The organism is Bacillus cereus group sp. BfR-BA-01408 (genome assembly GCF_022663305.1).
GTDB lineage: Bacteria > Bacillota > Bacilli > Bacillales > Bacillaceae_G > Bacillus_A > Bacillus_A pacificus.
Window position 1 is genome coordinate 1 of record NZ_JAKUFF010000018.1, and the last position, 14,418, is coordinate 14,418.

Sequence of the window (14,418 nt, forward strand, 5' to 3'; positions counted from 1 at the left end):
CAAGTAATACGACAATAACGAGGGTGAATAGAGGGCGCTTCAATGTAATAAAAACAGTAAATAAACAAGCAACGCGAGTAGGAGATACGTTAACGTATAGTGTGCAAGTTACAAATACGGGAACGGTAACAGCGACGAATGTTCAGTTTGTTGACGTCCCATCACCTAGTTTAGAATTCATTCCTGGAAGTGTACAAATAAATGGAATTCCGCAAGTAGGCTTAGATCCATTTGTAGGCTTTTCATTACCGAATCTTGCAGTAGGAGATAGCGTATTAATTACATTTGAAGTAAATGTAATCGCGGTTCCACCTTCTAGTAGCATTATGAATACAGCGAGAGTAACGGGTGATTTCGAATTGATTCCAGGAGAACCTCCGTTTACAATTACGAATTCAAGTAATACGACGGTTACGCCAGTAAATAGAGGCAGCTTAGATATGCTAAAAGAAGTAGATCATTCAGTTGTTGGAGTAGGAGAAACGGTAACGTATACGGTTCGTATATTAAATACTGGTACTGCTGATGCAATGAATGTTCAATTTATAGATGTGCTATCTCCAGAAGCCGATTTTGTCGCAAATAGTGTAACGATAAATGGAGTTTCACAGCCGGGGTTAAATCCGCAGCTCGGATTTACGATACCTGATATTCCAGTTGGTGAGACCGCACTTGTAACATATAAAGCTACGATTACAAGTTTTCCAGATGGTGGTACAGTAGTGAACGTTGCAGGGGCGTTGGCAGAATATATTTTAGTACCAGGAGAGCCGCCAGTTACAGTGATGGACACGAGCAATACAGTTATAGTAACGGTAAATACTGCAATCTTATTTGTTGCAAAAGGAGCAAACTTTGAAGTAGCGATGGTAGGAGATGTTATCACTTACGGAATCGCCGTTATAAATGACAGTACAGTTCCTGTGACGAATATTATTTTAACAGATATCATTGATCCGAATACGTTATTTATAAATGGCACGGTAACGGTAAATGATGTACCTCTCCCATTTGCCAATCCGAATACTGGTATCCCGTTAGGTGATTTTCAGCCAAATGATGCGGCAATTATTAATTTCCAAGTTGTAATAACAGGAGGACAAATAAATAATTTAGTTACAAATACTGCTATAGCAAATGGGTTTGCAATTGTAAACCCGAATGAGCCGCCAGTATTAGTTGAAGGTGATAGCAATACAGTTGTTATCCCGTTTATTTCTCAAAATGTCTCAACGACAGTCGTAAAAACAGCAGATTTACAGGCAGCAACGATTGGAGATGTTATTACGTTTACAACAGTTATTACAAATACGGGGGATACAGCAATACAAAACATTCGTTTTCAAGATATGTTAGATAGTAGTGTTCAATTTGTCCTTGGAACTGTAACGGTTGATAATACGTCAGTGCCAAATGTAAACCCAGTATCAGGATTTCTTATAGGAAGTTTAAATCCTGGTCAAGCGCGAACGGTTTCGTTCCAAGTAGTAGTGCAGAGCGCACCAAGTGGTTCAGGAAATTATATTAATCAAGCGAGTATTCGTTTCGAACATCAAGTAGGTACAGTATTGCCACCTGTTACACAAATAGTAGAAAGTAATATGGTCGTCATTCCGTTCGTTCCAACGATAGAACAAATTTGCGAAACGAATCTTAATTGTTTAGGGAAAATTCCTTTTCAATGTTCTCCGTGTGATCACTTGCAAATAAAGAAAAAATAAATGCAGAAAGAGCATCCTGTAAGAGAAGGATGCTCTTTCTGTATGAATCATGTAGATTCTTTTTCGGGCGAGGTGAAAAATTCATCGATTTTGTCGGAGAGTAGTAATGGAATCGCTCTTTTTATAACAGAAATGTCCCAATCCCACCATGCAAGATTCTCTAGTTTGTCAATTATTTCTTGCGGGAAACGATATCGAATAAATTTTGCTGGATTACCAGCCACAATTGCATATGGAGGGACGTCTTTTGTAACAACACTTTTGGCACCAATAATGGCACCGTTACCAATTGTAACACCAGATAAAATGCAGGATTGATAACCAATCCATACATCATTGCCGACTACGATATCACCTTTTGAAGAGGGGTGACCAGTAATATGGGCTCCTTCGCTGAAAAGAGCGTTAAATGGATAAGTCGTTATCCAGTCCGCGCGATGTTCTCCGCCAAGTATGAAAACAACGTCTTCTCCTAATGAACAAAACTTACCTATTTTTAATTTCGTTTCATCATTCCAAGAAAAAATAGTTGGACCTACTTTACTATAAGTATAATCACCGATATCATACTTACTATATTCAGGTTTTTGATTTAAATATAACATGATTCCTCAACCTTCTTTCTCAATCAAGAAATAAGCGTGGAATATTATATGCAAGGTGTAGTAAGGTGACCAGTGTTAATAGGTAAAATGAATAAGTGGGAGTGGAATGTATGAGATATGAAATGGGATTATATAATAAACCTTTTCAGTCAATTAAATTAGGAAAAAAAGTGTATGAAGTGCGCTTATACGATAAAAAACGTCAACTCATAAAACAAGGCGATCATATTATATTTACGAACCTTACGACAGCAGCAACGATGGCTGTAAAAGTAACGGAGATAAAACGATACGAAAACTTTCAAGCAATGTACGAACAAATTGATAAAAAATTATTGGATTGTGAAAATGATAGTTTAGAGGAAATGTTAGAAAGTACATACAAAATATATACGAAAGAACAAGAAAAAAAGTGGGGAACAGTTGCGATCGGTATTAAGGTAATAAAATGATAAGAAATCGCGGCGCGGCTATCATTGTGCAGGAAGGAAAAATAGCTCTTATAAAACGTATTCGAGAAGATGAAACGTACTATGTTTTTCCAGGCGGAGGAATCGAAGAAGGAGAAACACCTGAAGAAGCAACAAGGCGAGAAATTTTTGAAGAATTAGGGGTACATATAAAAGTGGAGCATTTAATTGCAAAGGTGGAGTATAAGAGTACGGAGTATTATTTTAATGCCGATATTATAGGTGGAGTTTTTGGAAGTGGTAAAGCTGAAGAATTCGAAATGAAAGATAGAGGGATTTATATTCCGTTATGGTTGCCGATATATGAGTTGGAAAAAGTGAATATAAAACCGTATGAAGTGGTCGGAAGTATATTCAATCATTATAAAAAGTAAAGTCTGACAACATACAAAAAAAACCATTGACATAGCCTTCTGATTTAAGTATTGTATTCGAGTATGTTTATAATCAGGAGGTTTATATGAGCAATCAAACAACTACACATCATGTGAAAATGACAACAGCAGATCCATCTGGAATCGGTCTATTTGGATTAGCGATGGTAACACTTGTAGCATCATCTCAAAAGTTAGGCTTAACAGATGGCGTTTCACTCGTATTACCATGGGCAATCTTTTTAGGAGGATTTGCACAAATCTTTGCGTGCATTCATGATGCAAAGCATAACAATACATTCGGTACAACAGCATTCGGTGCGTACGGTCTATTTTGGCTAGGCGTTGGAATGACTTGGTTAATTCAACTTGGAGTATTCGGCGAAAAATTAGTACAAGCTGCAGATTCAAAACAGCTTGGTGTAGCCTTTATCGGATATTTGATTTTCACAATCTTTATGACAATTGGTGCAATGGAAACACATAAAGTATTATTTATGATTTTCGTTCTTATTGATTTCTTATTTATTGGTCTTTCATTAAGTACTTTAGGTGTTATGCCGCATGCAATGCATAATTTAGCAGCATATTCTGAACTTCTTATTTCATTATTATCTTTCTATGGTTCAGCAGCAGCAGTGTTAAACACACACTTTGGAAAAGTTGTTTTACCAGTTGGAAAGCCGTTTGGTATTTTTAAAAAGTAATAAAAAGCACAGATGATTGTATAGTCATCTGTGCTTTTTTATATGGAATAAATAAAAATATAATTGAAATTGATTCTCATTATTAATATAATGAGAATGAGAATCATTTATTGTAAGAGGGGGATGCCGAAGTGGCGAAAATTTTAATAGCTTATGCGAGTATGTCAGGAAATACAGAGAGTATTGCTGATTTAATTAAAGTTAGTTTAGATGCCTTTGATCATGAAGTAGTATTGCAAGAAATGGAAGGCATGGATGCTGAAGAGTTATTAGCTTATGATGGAATCATTTTAGGGTCTTATACGTGGGGAGATGGGGAATTGCCATTTGAAGCGGAAGATTTCCATGATGACTTAGAAAATATAGATTTATCAGGGAAGAAAGCAGCGGTATTCGGATCAGGTGATACGGCGTATGAACTATTTTGTGAAGCGGTAACGATATTTGAAGAAAGACTTGTAGAGCGCGGTGCAGAGCTTGTACAAGAAGGGTTGAAAATCGAACTAGCTCCAGAAGATGAAGAGGATGTTGAAAAATGCAGTAATTTTGCAATTGCATTTGCTGAGAAGTTCTAAGAATGGGAGTGTCAACGTGGAGACAATGTTAAGTGCGACCGCTATTACAAAGTTAAGAGATGGAAAGCTTATGTTAGCTACTACATATAATGGTTTATTTATTGAACAAGACGGAGAATGGAAACAAATTTTACATGGTTTTCAAAAACGAATTAGGGATTTACATAGCGAAGATAATGTAGTGTATGGTGTAGGTGACGAAGGAATTTTTATTCGTAGTATGAATGGTGGGGAGAATTGGACGGTTCAACGTTTTCCAACAAAGGCAACGAGTTGGAATGTGTGTAGTAATATAGAAGGAACTGTCATTGCTCATGGAGATAAAACGTTGTATCATTCGAATGATTTTGGTTCGACATGGGAAACCATTCATCCATTTCTTGAGTATGGTGGCGGGGCACCATCTATTCGATCGTTGTTTTTATATAAACATTACTTATTTATTGGTACGAAAATACATACTAAATATGGTGGTGTTTGGCTCTTTAATTTGGAGACACGTAAATTAAAGAGGATTAAAATCGTAATGAATCAGATGATTTCAGCGTTGACTTTACACAATTCTTATTTAGTAGCAGCCAGTGGGTCGTGCAAGGGGATTAGCGGTAATATTTCTTTTTGTAAAATAGATGAAAGTATAGAGAGTGAAAAAACATATTGGCACACATGTCAAAGTGAGCAAAAAGCAAGTAGCTATTTAGACTTAAGTGTAGATCAACATGTGCTATATACAACGTCAACGCAAAATAAGGCGGGGATTAGTACAGTTTGTCGTGTACTTCTAGAAGAAGGAATTGTTACAGTATGTGACTCAGTTAAAGGGCATGGTTGGCGCATCGTGAACGAAAAAGAAGGCTATGTTGTAGCTGGATCAGGTGAATCAAAAGCAATGCAATGGAAGAAAAAAGTTGTATAGTAAAAAAAACTTTGCTTTTATTATATTGATATGATATATTATATTTAAACCATTTTACTTTTAATAATATAGAGATTTAAATGAGCTGTAACTTCCGAGGAGGATAGCAATGTTAAATCTCCTCAGAGTTGCAGTTTTTTTAATGTCTGACTTATTTTTGTAAAGTGGTTGAAAATGAATATGTACATATAGGTACATTGTAGGAGGATTTTTTTCATGCAAAACGGTAAAGTAAAATGGTTTAACTCAGAAAAAGGTTTCGGATTCATCGAAGTTGAAGGCGGAGAAGACGTATTCGTACATTTCTCAGCTATCCAAGGCGAAGGCTTCAAAACTTTAGAAGAAGGTCAAGAAGTTACTTTCGAAGTAGAACAAGGTAACCGTGGACCTCAAGCTACTAACGTTAACAAGAAGTAATTGTGGAAAAAAGAAGGGCTTGCCCTTCTTTTTTTTTGCGTTTTTACTGAATAACCCCCTATGTACATATAGTAATGAGATTGAATTTGTTTTTTTAGACAAGGTATTGCATGCATAAAGTGTATGAATAAATAAATACTGAAAATAAAGTATGTGTGTGAAAAGGAACTTAGAAAGAGGTAAAAAAATTGAAAAACACTACACATTTTATTGTGTTTGATATAGAGAGAAATTTTAGGCCGTATAAATCAGACGACCCGTCAGAGATAGTTGATATAGGGGCTGTAAAAATAGAAGCGAGTACAATGAAGGTAATTGGAGAATTTTCGGAATTAGTAAAACCGGGTGCTAGGCTTACTCGTCATACGACAAAATTAACGGGAATTACAAAGAAAGATTTAATGAATGTAGAGAAATTTCCGCAAATTATAGAGAGATTTATTCAGTTTATCGGAGAAGATTCTATATTTGTTACATGGGGAAAAGAAGATTATCGGTTTCTAGTTCATGATTGTACGTTACATGGTGTAGATTGCCCGTGTATGGAAAAAGAAAGAAGAATTGATTTGCAAAAGTTTGTTTTCCAAGCGTATGAAGAATTATTTGAGCATACACCGAGTTTACAATCTGCAGTAGAACAACTCGGTTTAACATGGGAAGGAAAGCAGCACCGTGCTTTAGCGGATGCTGAGAATACAGCGAACATACTTCTTAAAGCATATAGTGAGAGAGATATTACTAAAAGGTATAAAAGGCATGGTGAACTTGAACTTGTAGAGAACGGAAAACTAACAGAAAAAGCGAAAAAAAAGATGCGAAAATGGGTATTTAAAGAAATGAGAAAAAATACTGAGCGTCCGTTCGCTTGGAGTACATTTGAAAGTAGTGACACGTGGGAAAGTATAACGGAAAGATATTATATAAGTGAACCTACAATAGAACTTCTGAAAAAACATTTTCGTACGGCGGTTAGAAAAGCGGAAAGGCAGATTAGGTATTTGGCTGAGATGGAGAAGAATGCAGAGGTTAAATGACATTCTTCTCTATTTGTAGCTACATAAATTTACTGTCATTGTATTGATGGATGAATAAAGTATTCATATAAATAGGAATTGATTTGTTGTGCTACTTTGAAATTTATGGTGTGGTAAGAAATTTTTTAATATATTCATAAAATTAGAGCCCATAGAAATGAAAGAGGGTAAAGTTGAATGGAAGCAATCTTTAACATTGTAACAGTTTTAGTTTTTGGGATAATATTTACCACGCTATTAGCGGTAATTACACTTCCTTTCATAGCAAAGAAGAAGAATTGGAAAAAGCTTAATATCTCTTTAAGTCGTGGTGTGTTAAAGATTAAAATAGAAGAGTAAAAGATGAGTTTTATACAAGGGAGGTGTGATAGTGATAGACTTAGATATTAAAGACGTCAACGTACAGATGGAATTAAACGGAGTCTTTTGGAATGAGGATGGGATTGCTGAAATGACGGTGACTACAAAAGAAGAGCATTCTTTTATTCTTCGTTTAGTAGTTGACTTAGAAAATAAAACGATTAGGGCGACGAGTGTTGAAATAGTGAATGGATTCTGTCCGCTATGCAAACAGAAAAGGAACGAATGTAGTGAATTGAATGACTTGCAAAATAAAATGGAAATTTTAGAAGAAGCCTACGATTGGGTGAGAGAGCATCCAGAATATCGTTTTCAATTATCTTTCTACGATTACAATAAATTTGAGGTAGTGAAGTGAAATTTTCACTTGAACAACATACATAGTGACTAAAAAGAAAACATAAAAAATGTATAGACGGACTTGTTCAACTAGAAATATTGAAGTAAGTCCTTCTATTGGCAATACGCTTGTGTAATAAGGAAGTAATCTACTTGATTCTGTAACAAATGTCCTCTTGGATCAAAAATAAGCATATTTTATTATAAAGCAGAAAAACCGATTCTTAGTAGAATCGGTTTTTTACATAACTTTCAAATATGTCCTAAATAAAAGATCGTTTGTTAATAGCGCTCAGTAAAAATAGGTATATAGAAGAATTTATTCAATCCCGTTCGGATCATAAGAATACTGCTGCTTATTCTCAATCCGCTCAATTACGTCTTGCAATTCATCTGGCTTCAGAAACTCAATTGGAGAGAAGCCTTTCTCAAATGTAAGTGTATCAGCCTCAATCATTAATACGTATCGGTCATTTACCTTTGCGATATGTATTTGATCCCCGAAATCAGCAAGCAGGGCCTTTACAGAGATATGGTCTGCTTTTAGCTTTAATTCCACTTCAGGCGCGTGCTCGACGATTTGAGCGGTAGCTTCCATTACTTCTTCGGTTGAAAATTGTTCCATAATTTCGCGTTTCGGACTGGCAGCCCATACTTCCATCGCTTGGTCGAATTGTTCGCGCTCTTCCGTACCTTCTTCAAATACATCTTCAATTTGGTCGTATACCATGTCCATTACTTGTGTTTTCATAATTTCAGGCATAGAGCGTTCGTATTCGACGAATTTTAAGAAGTCTTCAAAGTAACGGGCGTGTGATGCTTGGTGAATCTTTAGCTCGCCCACTTCGACCATACCTTCTTCGGGCATGTACGGATATTGGATAGATTTCATATTTTTTGTTGTGATGGCCATTTCAACGTTACGAATTAGTGTGGATTCATCGGAAATAGAAGCGACTTTTGGCTCGAAGTCACATTTCATAACGAAGACGAATGGATCATCAAAGTATTTGCGTAGTTTTGCTTGCGCAATTAAAAATACACCACCGCGCACAGCACTTGTGTCAAGATATGTATAAACGAGAGGTTCGCTCATATCTTTGAAGTTTTCCTTCGTTTCTGCAAAGCGGATGCGATTAAATAAGTTGTAATGAGGGTTTGAATCAAGTTCGTGCCCTTCTTCTACAATAAAGCGACCAATCTTTGTCGGAGCTTGTTCTGTTTTCGCATGACGTTCTACTTTTCGCTTTGAAATTTTTAATAATTCTCCATTCAAAAATTCTTTTAAGGAGCTATCTTCATACTCTTCAGCGTCTAATGTTTGAAAATGTTTGTAGCGTTTATCAACAGCTTCACCTTTTCCTTCTACTTGTATAACATAAAAGGAAAGATAATTTATTTCAAAATCCATATTTATCACCTTGTTTCATTTCATTAACTCTTATCAGTATAGAGATGGAAAAAACTTTCGTCAATTTATATAAGGAAGGGGAAGCCCCCTTCCTTCATATATTTTTTATTTTCGAAATTAAAATCCGTCTTCTAATGCTGAAAATGGAATGTTCAGTCTGTTTTCTACTGTACGTAAACGTTGGTTTAAGCGGTTTAATCTACGTGTATGACGCTCAACCGTGTTTTCTAATTGACGTACTCTTTGTTCAAGCTCATTTACTCGTCTTTCTAATTGACGGTTTCCAGCACCAGGAAAAGAGATTGGAAGTTGGAATTGTCGAGTTTGATCGTATGGATTAACTTGTTCTACTGGATCTATATATTGTTGGTATTGTGCTTGTAAATCATATTGAGGTTGATAACCAGTTTGGTTATATGGATCGTATGGATTGTAGGGGTACATAAAAACATCCTCCATTTCTTTAAAATAGGTTAATTCACCATAATGTATGTGTAAAAGCGGAGTGTGGCACGGCAAATACCTATTTATGTTCACAGGATGTTTTTTTATAAATATGAATATGGAGTTTTACATTTGTATTTCGTTCGTTTTATGGTATATACTGGATAATGGGGAGAGGTTACGTAAAGGTTACAATTTTATCAAACTCAAACTTTTATGTAAATATGTATAGACATTTGGAAAAGAACAGAGTAATTTATATAGAGTGAAAAATAACTTGTAACAATTTATAAATATATTGTAAAATGATTGTAACAAAACATACATAAAAATGAAATAATACATAAAAGTAGTATTGGGGAAAAGGGGAGAGTATATTGTTCCGTAAAGTAAAGGGTATATTAGTTGGGGTTTTATGTGTAGCTGTAGTGAGTGGCTGTGGTACAAAAGTAAGTGATGTTGCATTAGTAAGTGATATTGGTGGCCACACGGTAGAGGCTAAAGCAGAAGTACAGGATTCTATTAGTTTAGTAGATGGTCGTACAGGTACGGAAGTGAAAAAGCTAGATTTGTCGAGTCTAGGTTATTTTGAAGATGAAGCGAAATTTAAAAAATCCGTTGAGAAGGTTGCTAGGGAAGTTGGAAAAAATGTTGACAAAAAGATGGTCCCTTCACGTCTAGGATCTGATGGAAGTTGGCAAGAAGGGAAACCTTCTTATGAATTAATGGAAAAAGAATTAGTAGATAAATTATTAAACGTAGGTATGTGGGATTCTTCCTATCAATTACCTATTGTTGAGAAGAAGCCTACTGCAACATTAAGTGATGCGCAAGGAAGTGGTACGGTAATTGGTAGATATGAAACGAATTTAGGTGGCTCAACAGGTGGCCGTATTGAAAATATTCGTTTGTCAGCAGCGAGCATAAATGGAGTTGTATTAGCAAAAGGAGACCGTTTCTCTTTCAATGCATTAATTGGTGATACAACGCCAGATAAAGGATATCAATTAGGAAAAGAAATTGTAGATGGTAAATTAGTAGATGGATATGGCGGTGGTGTTTGTCAAACATCATCAACATTATACAATGCAGCAGATCAAGCTGGTTTGAAAATGGTAGAGAGAACAACACATTCTAAAACGGTAGGTTACGTTCCACAAGGAAGAGATGCTACAATTGCATATCCATACTTAGACTTAGTGTTTGAAAACACGAATGATGCACCTGTGAAGCTTTATATGGGTATTCAGGGCGGAAAGTTAGTTGCTGAAGTACATAAAATGCGATAAGAATCATAATCTAGAAAAAGCCATTATTTCTACTAACAATAGAAATAATGGCTTTTTCTGTGTAGTTTATCCAGTATTAGTGATACATTTCAAGACTAGGTGAATGTGAGGAACAAGATGTTTGGGCATTTATCCGGCTTTAATGGGCAGTAAGACCCCCCACCTCAAAATTCAGCGAAAGCAAAGAAGGTTAGGTGGGGGATGAAGAAACCCCCCACTGATTAAAGTTTCACTTTATCGAATTTAATTCTTAGTTTTCCTATTGACATTATTAGTTATTAATTGTATTCTTCATAATACCAACTAAATAAATGGAAAAATTTATTAGTTTTCTTATCAAGAGAGATGGAGGGACTGGCCCGATGAAATCTCAGCAACAGGCTATAAAAGTAATGTGCTAAGTCCAGCAAACGTATGAAGCGTTTGGGAGATGAGGGGAAATGGATTAACATTCAACTCTTCTTATATGTGTAAGAAGAGTTTTTTATTTAGAGAGGGGGGATAGAGTGAAGTTTGATGTAACGTATTTTTTAGAAAGTTTTCCGCAATTATTTAAGTATGTATACATAACTTTAGGAATTACTGTAGTTTCAATGATTATTTCTTTTGTTATAGGGATAGGTTTGGCGATCATAACGAAAAACAAAACGAAATTTCTATATTCTATTGCAAGAGTATATATATCTTTCTTTAGAGGAACACCTTTATTAGTTCAATTGTTCGTGTTGTATTTCGGATTGCCGCAAATATTTCCAACCTTTACAGTACTTACAGCGATGCAAGCGACTTTAATTGGTCTCAGTTTAAATAATGCAGCGTATTTGTCAGAAATTATTCGAGGTTCATTAAATGCTGTGGAATCAGGACAAATGGATGCTTGTTTATCAGTTGGGATGACAAAGGCGCAAGCTATGCGACAGATTATCTTTCCACAAGCTATTCGTGTTGCGGTACCGTCACTTGGAAATAATTTTGTTGGATTGTTAAAAGAATCTTCGTTATCTTTTGCACTTGGGGTGGCTGAAATTTTAGCGCAAGCGAAAATGTTAGCGGCACAATCGTATCGTTATATGGAAAGTTACTTAGCGGTAGCGATTGTATATTGGATTATTACAATTGTAATTAGCTGGGGGCAGAAAAGGTTAGAAAAGAAACTTGATGCACCGTATTTGTAACAAGGATGAGGTGATATGTGTGATTGAGATAAGTGATTTGTATAAATCTTATAAAAGTAATGAAGTACTAAAAGGAATCTCACTTACTGTCGGTAAAGGGGAGGTAGTAGTCATTATTGGACCTTCTGGTTCAGGTAAATCGACACTATTAAGATGTTTAAATTTATTAGAACAACCAGAGGGTGGAAGTATTAGAATTGAAGATTTAGAGATTCATGTGAAGAAGCTTTATAAAAAGGAAATAATAAAATTACGCCAAAAAACAGCAATGGTTTTTCAAAACTATAATTTATTTAAAAATAAAACAGCATTGCAAAATATTACAACGCCATTAACAGTTGTACAGAAAAAAAGTGAAGAAGAAGCAAAAAGAATAGCAAGAGAAATATTAAAACAAGTAGGTTTAGCTGAAAAAGAAAATTTCTACCCAACGATGTTATCAGGTGGGCAACAACAAAGAATAGGTATTGCTAGGGCAATGGCTTTAAATCCCGCTGTATTATTGTTTGATGAACCGACTTCTGCACTTGATCCAGAATTAGTGAACGAGGTATTGCAAGTCATTAAGGATTTGGCAAGGCAGCATATAACGATGGTTATTGTCACACATGAAATGAATTTCGCAAAAGAAGTAGCGGACCGTATTATATTTATGGCTGAAGGCATTATTGTAGAGCAGGGAACGCCAGAAGAAATTTTTCGGAATCCACAAAATGAGCGTACGAAAAAGTTTTTACGACAATTGAATGCTTCAGAAGAAGGCAATCATTTCGTTATTTAGGAGGAAAAATTATGAGGAAATCATCATTATTACTAACATTGGCATTAACAGTATCGGTTGGGCTTTTATCTGCTTGTGGTTCAGATACAGTGAGCAAAAAAACAGATGAAAAAGTAGTGAAAGTTGGGACGTCTGCAGGTCGTAGTCCATTTATTTTTAAAGAGGGTGAGAAAGTAAAAGGCTTTGATGCTGAAATTATTGAAGCGGCTGCTAAAAAAGCTGGATATAAAGTTGAATGGAACGTTTCTGATTTTGAAGGATTATTCGGTTTATTAGACTCGGGTCGTATTGATACAATTGCAAATGAATTATCGGTTTCTCCGGAAAGAAAAAAGAAATATGACTTTTCAATTCCATATGTTTATTCAGGATCTGTTTTCGCGGTGAAGAAAGATAATAATACAATTAAATCGATAGAAGATCTAAAAGGAAAGACTGTAGGTGTGGGGCTTGGTACAGCCGGGGAACAAGAATTAAAAGCTTTAAATAAAAATAATGCTTTTACAATTAAAACGTTCTCAGAAGATCCAACAGCAGAATTGAATGAAGTGGGACTTGGTCGTGTAGATGCTTACTATAATGATAAAGTGCAAGTAGAAACAACAATTAAAAAGGCAGATTTAGATAATGTGAAAGTAGGATTTGGTCCACTTAAATGGGGAGAGATTGCATTTCCATTTGCTAAAAAGAGCGAAAAGTTAGAAGATATAAATAAAGCATTGAAAGAATTAGAACAAGATGGGACATTAAGCGAAATATCAAAAAAATGGCTGAAAGTTGATGCTACAAAAAAACAAAATTAAAGTATGTTCGTTGAATGTGGCTATTGTCCATCAACTTATATAAAAATAAAAGGAAATTGGGGAGGAAGTTACTCATGGTACAAATTCATCCAAAAACACGTATTGGTCATGTTGAATTTAAGGTGTTAGATTTAGAACGTCAAATTGCTTTTTACGAGAATGTTGTAGGTTTAGAAGTAATTAAGCAAGAGGAGAATAAAGCGTATTTATCTGGAAAAGGTGGAAAGAACACGTTGCTTGTTCTTGAAAAGTTAGAGGACGGGGTACTGCAAGAGCCGCGTACGACTGGTATATATCATGTAGCCTTTTTGGTTCCGACTCGTGAGGCTTTTGCGTCGGCATTATTTGGTGTGATTCGTAATAAGAATGTAATTGATAGTCCAGCTGAGCAAGAGGGACGTTATACATATTCAAATGAAATTTTACCGATTTCAAGGTTTAATAGTGCGAGTGATCATACGTATAGCGAAGCGTTTTATTTACAAGACTTAGAGGGAAATGGTATTGAAATATATGCGGATCGTCCGCGCGATCAATGGGGAGAAGGGCCAGGAGGAAGTACCCCGCTTGATTTAAAAGAACTAGCAACGCTTGTTAATTATGAATTTGATGGATTACCTGCTAATACTGTCGTTGGACACGTGCATTTACGGATAGCCGATGTAGAGGAGTCATATGAATTTTATGTAGATACAATAGGCTTTGAAGTACAGCAACGCGAGGATGACTGCTTATTCATTTCTGCAGGAGGATATCATCACCATATCGGTGCAAATACGTGGAACGGAGTAAATAATCCGCACCCACCGGCATATGCAACTGGATTAAAAGTGTATACGATAGTACTGCCGCATAAAGAAGCGTTAGATGAAGTGAAAGAAAGATTAATAGAAAAACAACATGGAATAAATGAGATTTTAAATGGATTTACTGTAGTAGACCCGAGTGGTATTACAGTACAGTTTGAAATAGAAACAGCATAAAAGAAGTCGGAAGG

18 protein-coding genes and 1 riboswitch are annotated in these 14,418 nt (G+C 35.6%); of the genes, 15 read left to right on the forward strand and 3 right to left on the reverse strand.

Annotated elements, in window-relative coordinates:
- On the forward strand, nucleotides 1–1,721 hold a 1,721-nt coding region (locus MR083_RS10575; protein ID WP_242269194.1), incomplete at its 5' end, for a DUF11 domain-containing protein.
- Between the two features lie 47 nt (nucleotides 1,722–1,768).
- Here the strand turns inward: MR083_RS10575 and MR083_RS10580 are convergent.
- Nucleotides 1,769–2,326, reverse strand: coding sequence for a CatB-related O-acetyltransferase (locus MR083_RS10580; RefSeq protein WP_000966315.1), 558 nt, complete (start codon nucleotides 2,324–2,326; stop codon nucleotides 1,769–1,771).
- 110 nt (nucleotides 2,327–2,436) lie between these two features.
- On the opposite strand from MR083_RS10580, the gene MR083_RS10585 reads away from it, so the two are divergent.
- From MR083_RS10585 to MR083_RS10625, 9 genes are all read left to right on the forward strand, one after another.
- Nucleotides 2,437–2,778 carry an ASCH domain-containing protein gene (locus MR083_RS10585; protein WP_001268342.1) on the forward strand — a complete coding sequence of 114 codons (342 nt, stop codon included), beginning with the start codon at nucleotides 2,437–2,439 and terminating at the stop codon, nucleotides 2,776–2,778.
- The gene (locus MR083_RS10590) at nucleotides 2,775–3,170 is read left to right on the forward strand and encodes an NUDIX hydrolase (protein WP_000620820.1); all 396 of its coding nucleotides are present in this window, start codon (nucleotides 2,775–2,777) and stop codon (nucleotides 3,168–3,170) included. The genes MR083_RS10585 and MR083_RS10590 overlap by 4 nt, the downstream gene beginning before the upstream one ends.
- Nucleotides 3,171–3,256: 86 nt before the next feature.
- The gene (locus MR083_RS10595; protein WP_000070946.1) at nucleotides 3,257–3,877 is read left to right on the forward strand and encodes an acetate uptake transporter; all 621 of its coding nucleotides are present in this window, start codon (nucleotides 3,257–3,259) and stop codon (nucleotides 3,875–3,877) included.
- A 131-nt stretch (nucleotides 3,878–4,008) separates the two neighbouring features.
- Nucleotides 4,009–4,452 (forward strand): flavodoxin, encoded by a 444-nt coding sequence (locus tag MR083_RS10600; RefSeq protein WP_001062754.1) that lies wholly within the window; start codon nucleotides 4,009–4,011, stop codon nucleotides 4,450–4,452.
- A gap of 16 nt (nucleotides 4,453–4,468) precedes the next feature.
- Nucleotides 4,469–5,368: a WD40/YVTN/BNR-like repeat-containing protein gene (locus MR083_RS10605; protein ID WP_000449506.1), complete on the forward strand. Its 900-nt coding sequence runs from the start codon at nucleotides 4,469–4,471 to the stop codon at nucleotides 5,366–5,368.
- Nucleotides 5,369–5,584: 216 nt separating this feature from the next.
- Nucleotides 5,585–5,785 carry a cold shock-like protein CspB gene (cspB, locus tag MR083_RS10610; RefSeq protein ID WP_001179150.1) on the forward strand — a complete coding sequence of 67 codons (201 nt, stop codon included), beginning with the start codon at nucleotides 5,585–5,587 and terminating at the stop codon, nucleotides 5,783–5,785.
- 188 nt (nucleotides 5,786–5,973) lie between these two features.
- Nucleotides 5,974–6,819 (forward strand): exonuclease, encoded by an 846-nt coding sequence (locus MR083_RS10615; RefSeq protein WP_242269197.1) that lies wholly within the window; start codon nucleotides 5,974–5,976, stop codon nucleotides 6,817–6,819.
- Nucleotides 6,820–6,996: 177 nt separating this feature from the next.
- Entirely contained in the window at nucleotides 6,997–7,158 is a 162-nt protein-coding gene (locus tag MR083_RS10620; RefSeq protein ID WP_000387290.1) for a hypothetical protein, read from the forward strand.
- A 31-nt stretch (nucleotides 7,159–7,189) separates the two neighbouring features.
- On the forward strand, nucleotides 7,190–7,537 hold the full coding sequence (locus tag MR083_RS10625; protein ID WP_000566102.1) for a hypothetical protein: 348 nt from the start codon (nucleotides 7,190–7,192) through the stop codon (nucleotides 7,535–7,537).
- Nucleotides 7,538–7,837: 300 nt separating this feature from the next.
- On the opposite strand, the gene MR083_RS10630 is transcribed toward MR083_RS10625, so the two are convergent.
- The gene (locus MR083_RS10630) at nucleotides 7,838–8,929 is read right to left on the reverse strand and encodes a DUF3900 domain-containing protein (RefSeq protein ID WP_242269198.1); all 1,092 of its coding nucleotides are present in this window, start codon (nucleotides 8,927–8,929) and stop codon (nucleotides 7,838–7,840) included.
- Nucleotides 8,930–9,046: 117 nt separating this feature from the next.
- Nucleotides 9,047–9,388 carry a hypothetical protein gene (locus tag MR083_RS10635; protein WP_001997954.1) on the reverse strand — a complete coding sequence of 114 codons (342 nt, stop codon included), beginning with the start codon at nucleotides 9,386–9,388 and terminating at the stop codon, nucleotides 9,047–9,049.
- A 362-nt stretch (nucleotides 9,389–9,750) separates the two neighbouring features.
- On the opposite strand from MR083_RS10635, the gene MR083_RS10640 reads away from it, so the two are divergent.
- The 5 genes from MR083_RS10640 to MR083_RS10660 all read left to right on the forward strand — a co-directional run bounded on the left by MR083_RS10640 (nucleotide 9,751) and on the right by MR083_RS10660 (nucleotide 14,404).
- Complete coding sequence (locus MR083_RS10640) at nucleotides 9,751–10,662, forward strand: VanW family protein (RefSeq protein ID WP_000488988.1); 912 nt, start codon at nucleotides 9,751–9,753, stop codon at nucleotides 10,660–10,662.
- A 330-nt stretch (nucleotides 10,663–10,992) separates the two neighbouring features.
- Nucleotides 10,993–11,099: riboswitch (SAM riboswitch) on the forward strand.
- Between the two features lie 69 nt (nucleotides 11,100–11,168).
- On the forward strand, nucleotides 11,169–11,837 hold the full coding sequence (locus MR083_RS10645) for an amino acid ABC transporter permease (protein WP_242269200.1): 669 nt from the start codon (nucleotides 11,169–11,171) through the stop codon (nucleotides 11,835–11,837).
- A gap of 19 nt (nucleotides 11,838–11,856) precedes the next feature.
- Entirely contained in the window at nucleotides 11,857–12,618 is a 762-nt protein-coding gene (locus MR083_RS10650; RefSeq protein WP_061183440.1) for an amino acid ABC transporter ATP-binding protein, read from the forward strand.
- A gap of 11 nt (nucleotides 12,619–12,629) precedes the next feature.
- On the forward strand, nucleotides 12,630–13,421 hold the full coding sequence (locus tag MR083_RS10655; protein WP_242269201.1) for an amino acid ABC transporter substrate-binding protein: 792 nt from the start codon (nucleotides 12,630–12,632) through the stop codon (nucleotides 13,419–13,421).
- A gap of 74 nt (nucleotides 13,422–13,495) precedes the next feature.
- Nucleotides 13,496–14,404: a VOC family protein gene (locus MR083_RS10660; RefSeq protein ID WP_074614918.1), complete on the forward strand. Its 909-nt coding sequence runs from the start codon at nucleotides 13,496–13,498 to the stop codon at nucleotides 14,402–14,404.
- Nucleotides 14,405–14,418: the final 14 nt, after the last annotated feature.

Excerpts from the sequence above, each read along its gene's own strand:
- MR083_RS10590 (WP_000620820.1), top strand. The coding sequence starts at position 2,775 with ATGATAAGAAATCGCGGCGCGGCTATCATTGTGCAGGAAGGAAAAATA.
- MR083_RS10630 (WP_242269198.1), bottom strand. The coding sequence starts at position 8,929 with ATGGATTTTGAAATAAATTATCTTTCCTTTTATGTTATACAAGTAGAA.
- MR083_RS10655 (WP_242269201.1), top strand. The coding sequence starts at position 12,630 with ATGAGGAAATCATCATTATTACTAACATTGGCATTAACAGTATCGGTT.
- cspB (WP_001179150.1), top strand. The coding sequence starts at position 5,585 with ATGCAAAACGGTAAAGTAAAATGGTTTAACTCAGAAAAAGGTTTCGGA.
- MR083_RS10595 (WP_000070946.1), top strand. The coding sequence starts at position 3,257 with ATGAGCAATCAAACAACTACACATCATGTGAAAATGACAACAGCAGAT.
- MR083_RS10660 (WP_074614918.1), top strand. The coding sequence starts at position 13,496 with ATGGTACAAATTCATCCAAAAACACGTATTGGTCATGTTGAATTTAAG.
- MR083_RS10580 (WP_000966315.1), bottom strand. The coding sequence starts at position 2,326 with ATGTTATATTTAAATCAAAAACCTGAATATAGTAAGTATGATATCGGT.
- MR083_RS10635 (WP_001997954.1), bottom strand. The coding sequence starts at position 9,388 with ATGGAGGATGTTTTTATGTACCCCTACAATCCATACGATCCATATAAC.
- MR083_RS10620 (WP_000387290.1), top strand. The coding sequence starts at position 6,997 with ATGGAAGCAATCTTTAACATTGTAACAGTTTTAGTTTTTGGGATAATA.
- MR083_RS10585 (WP_001268342.1), top strand. The coding sequence starts at position 2,437 with ATGAGATATGAAATGGGATTATATAATAAACCTTTTCAGTCAATTAAA.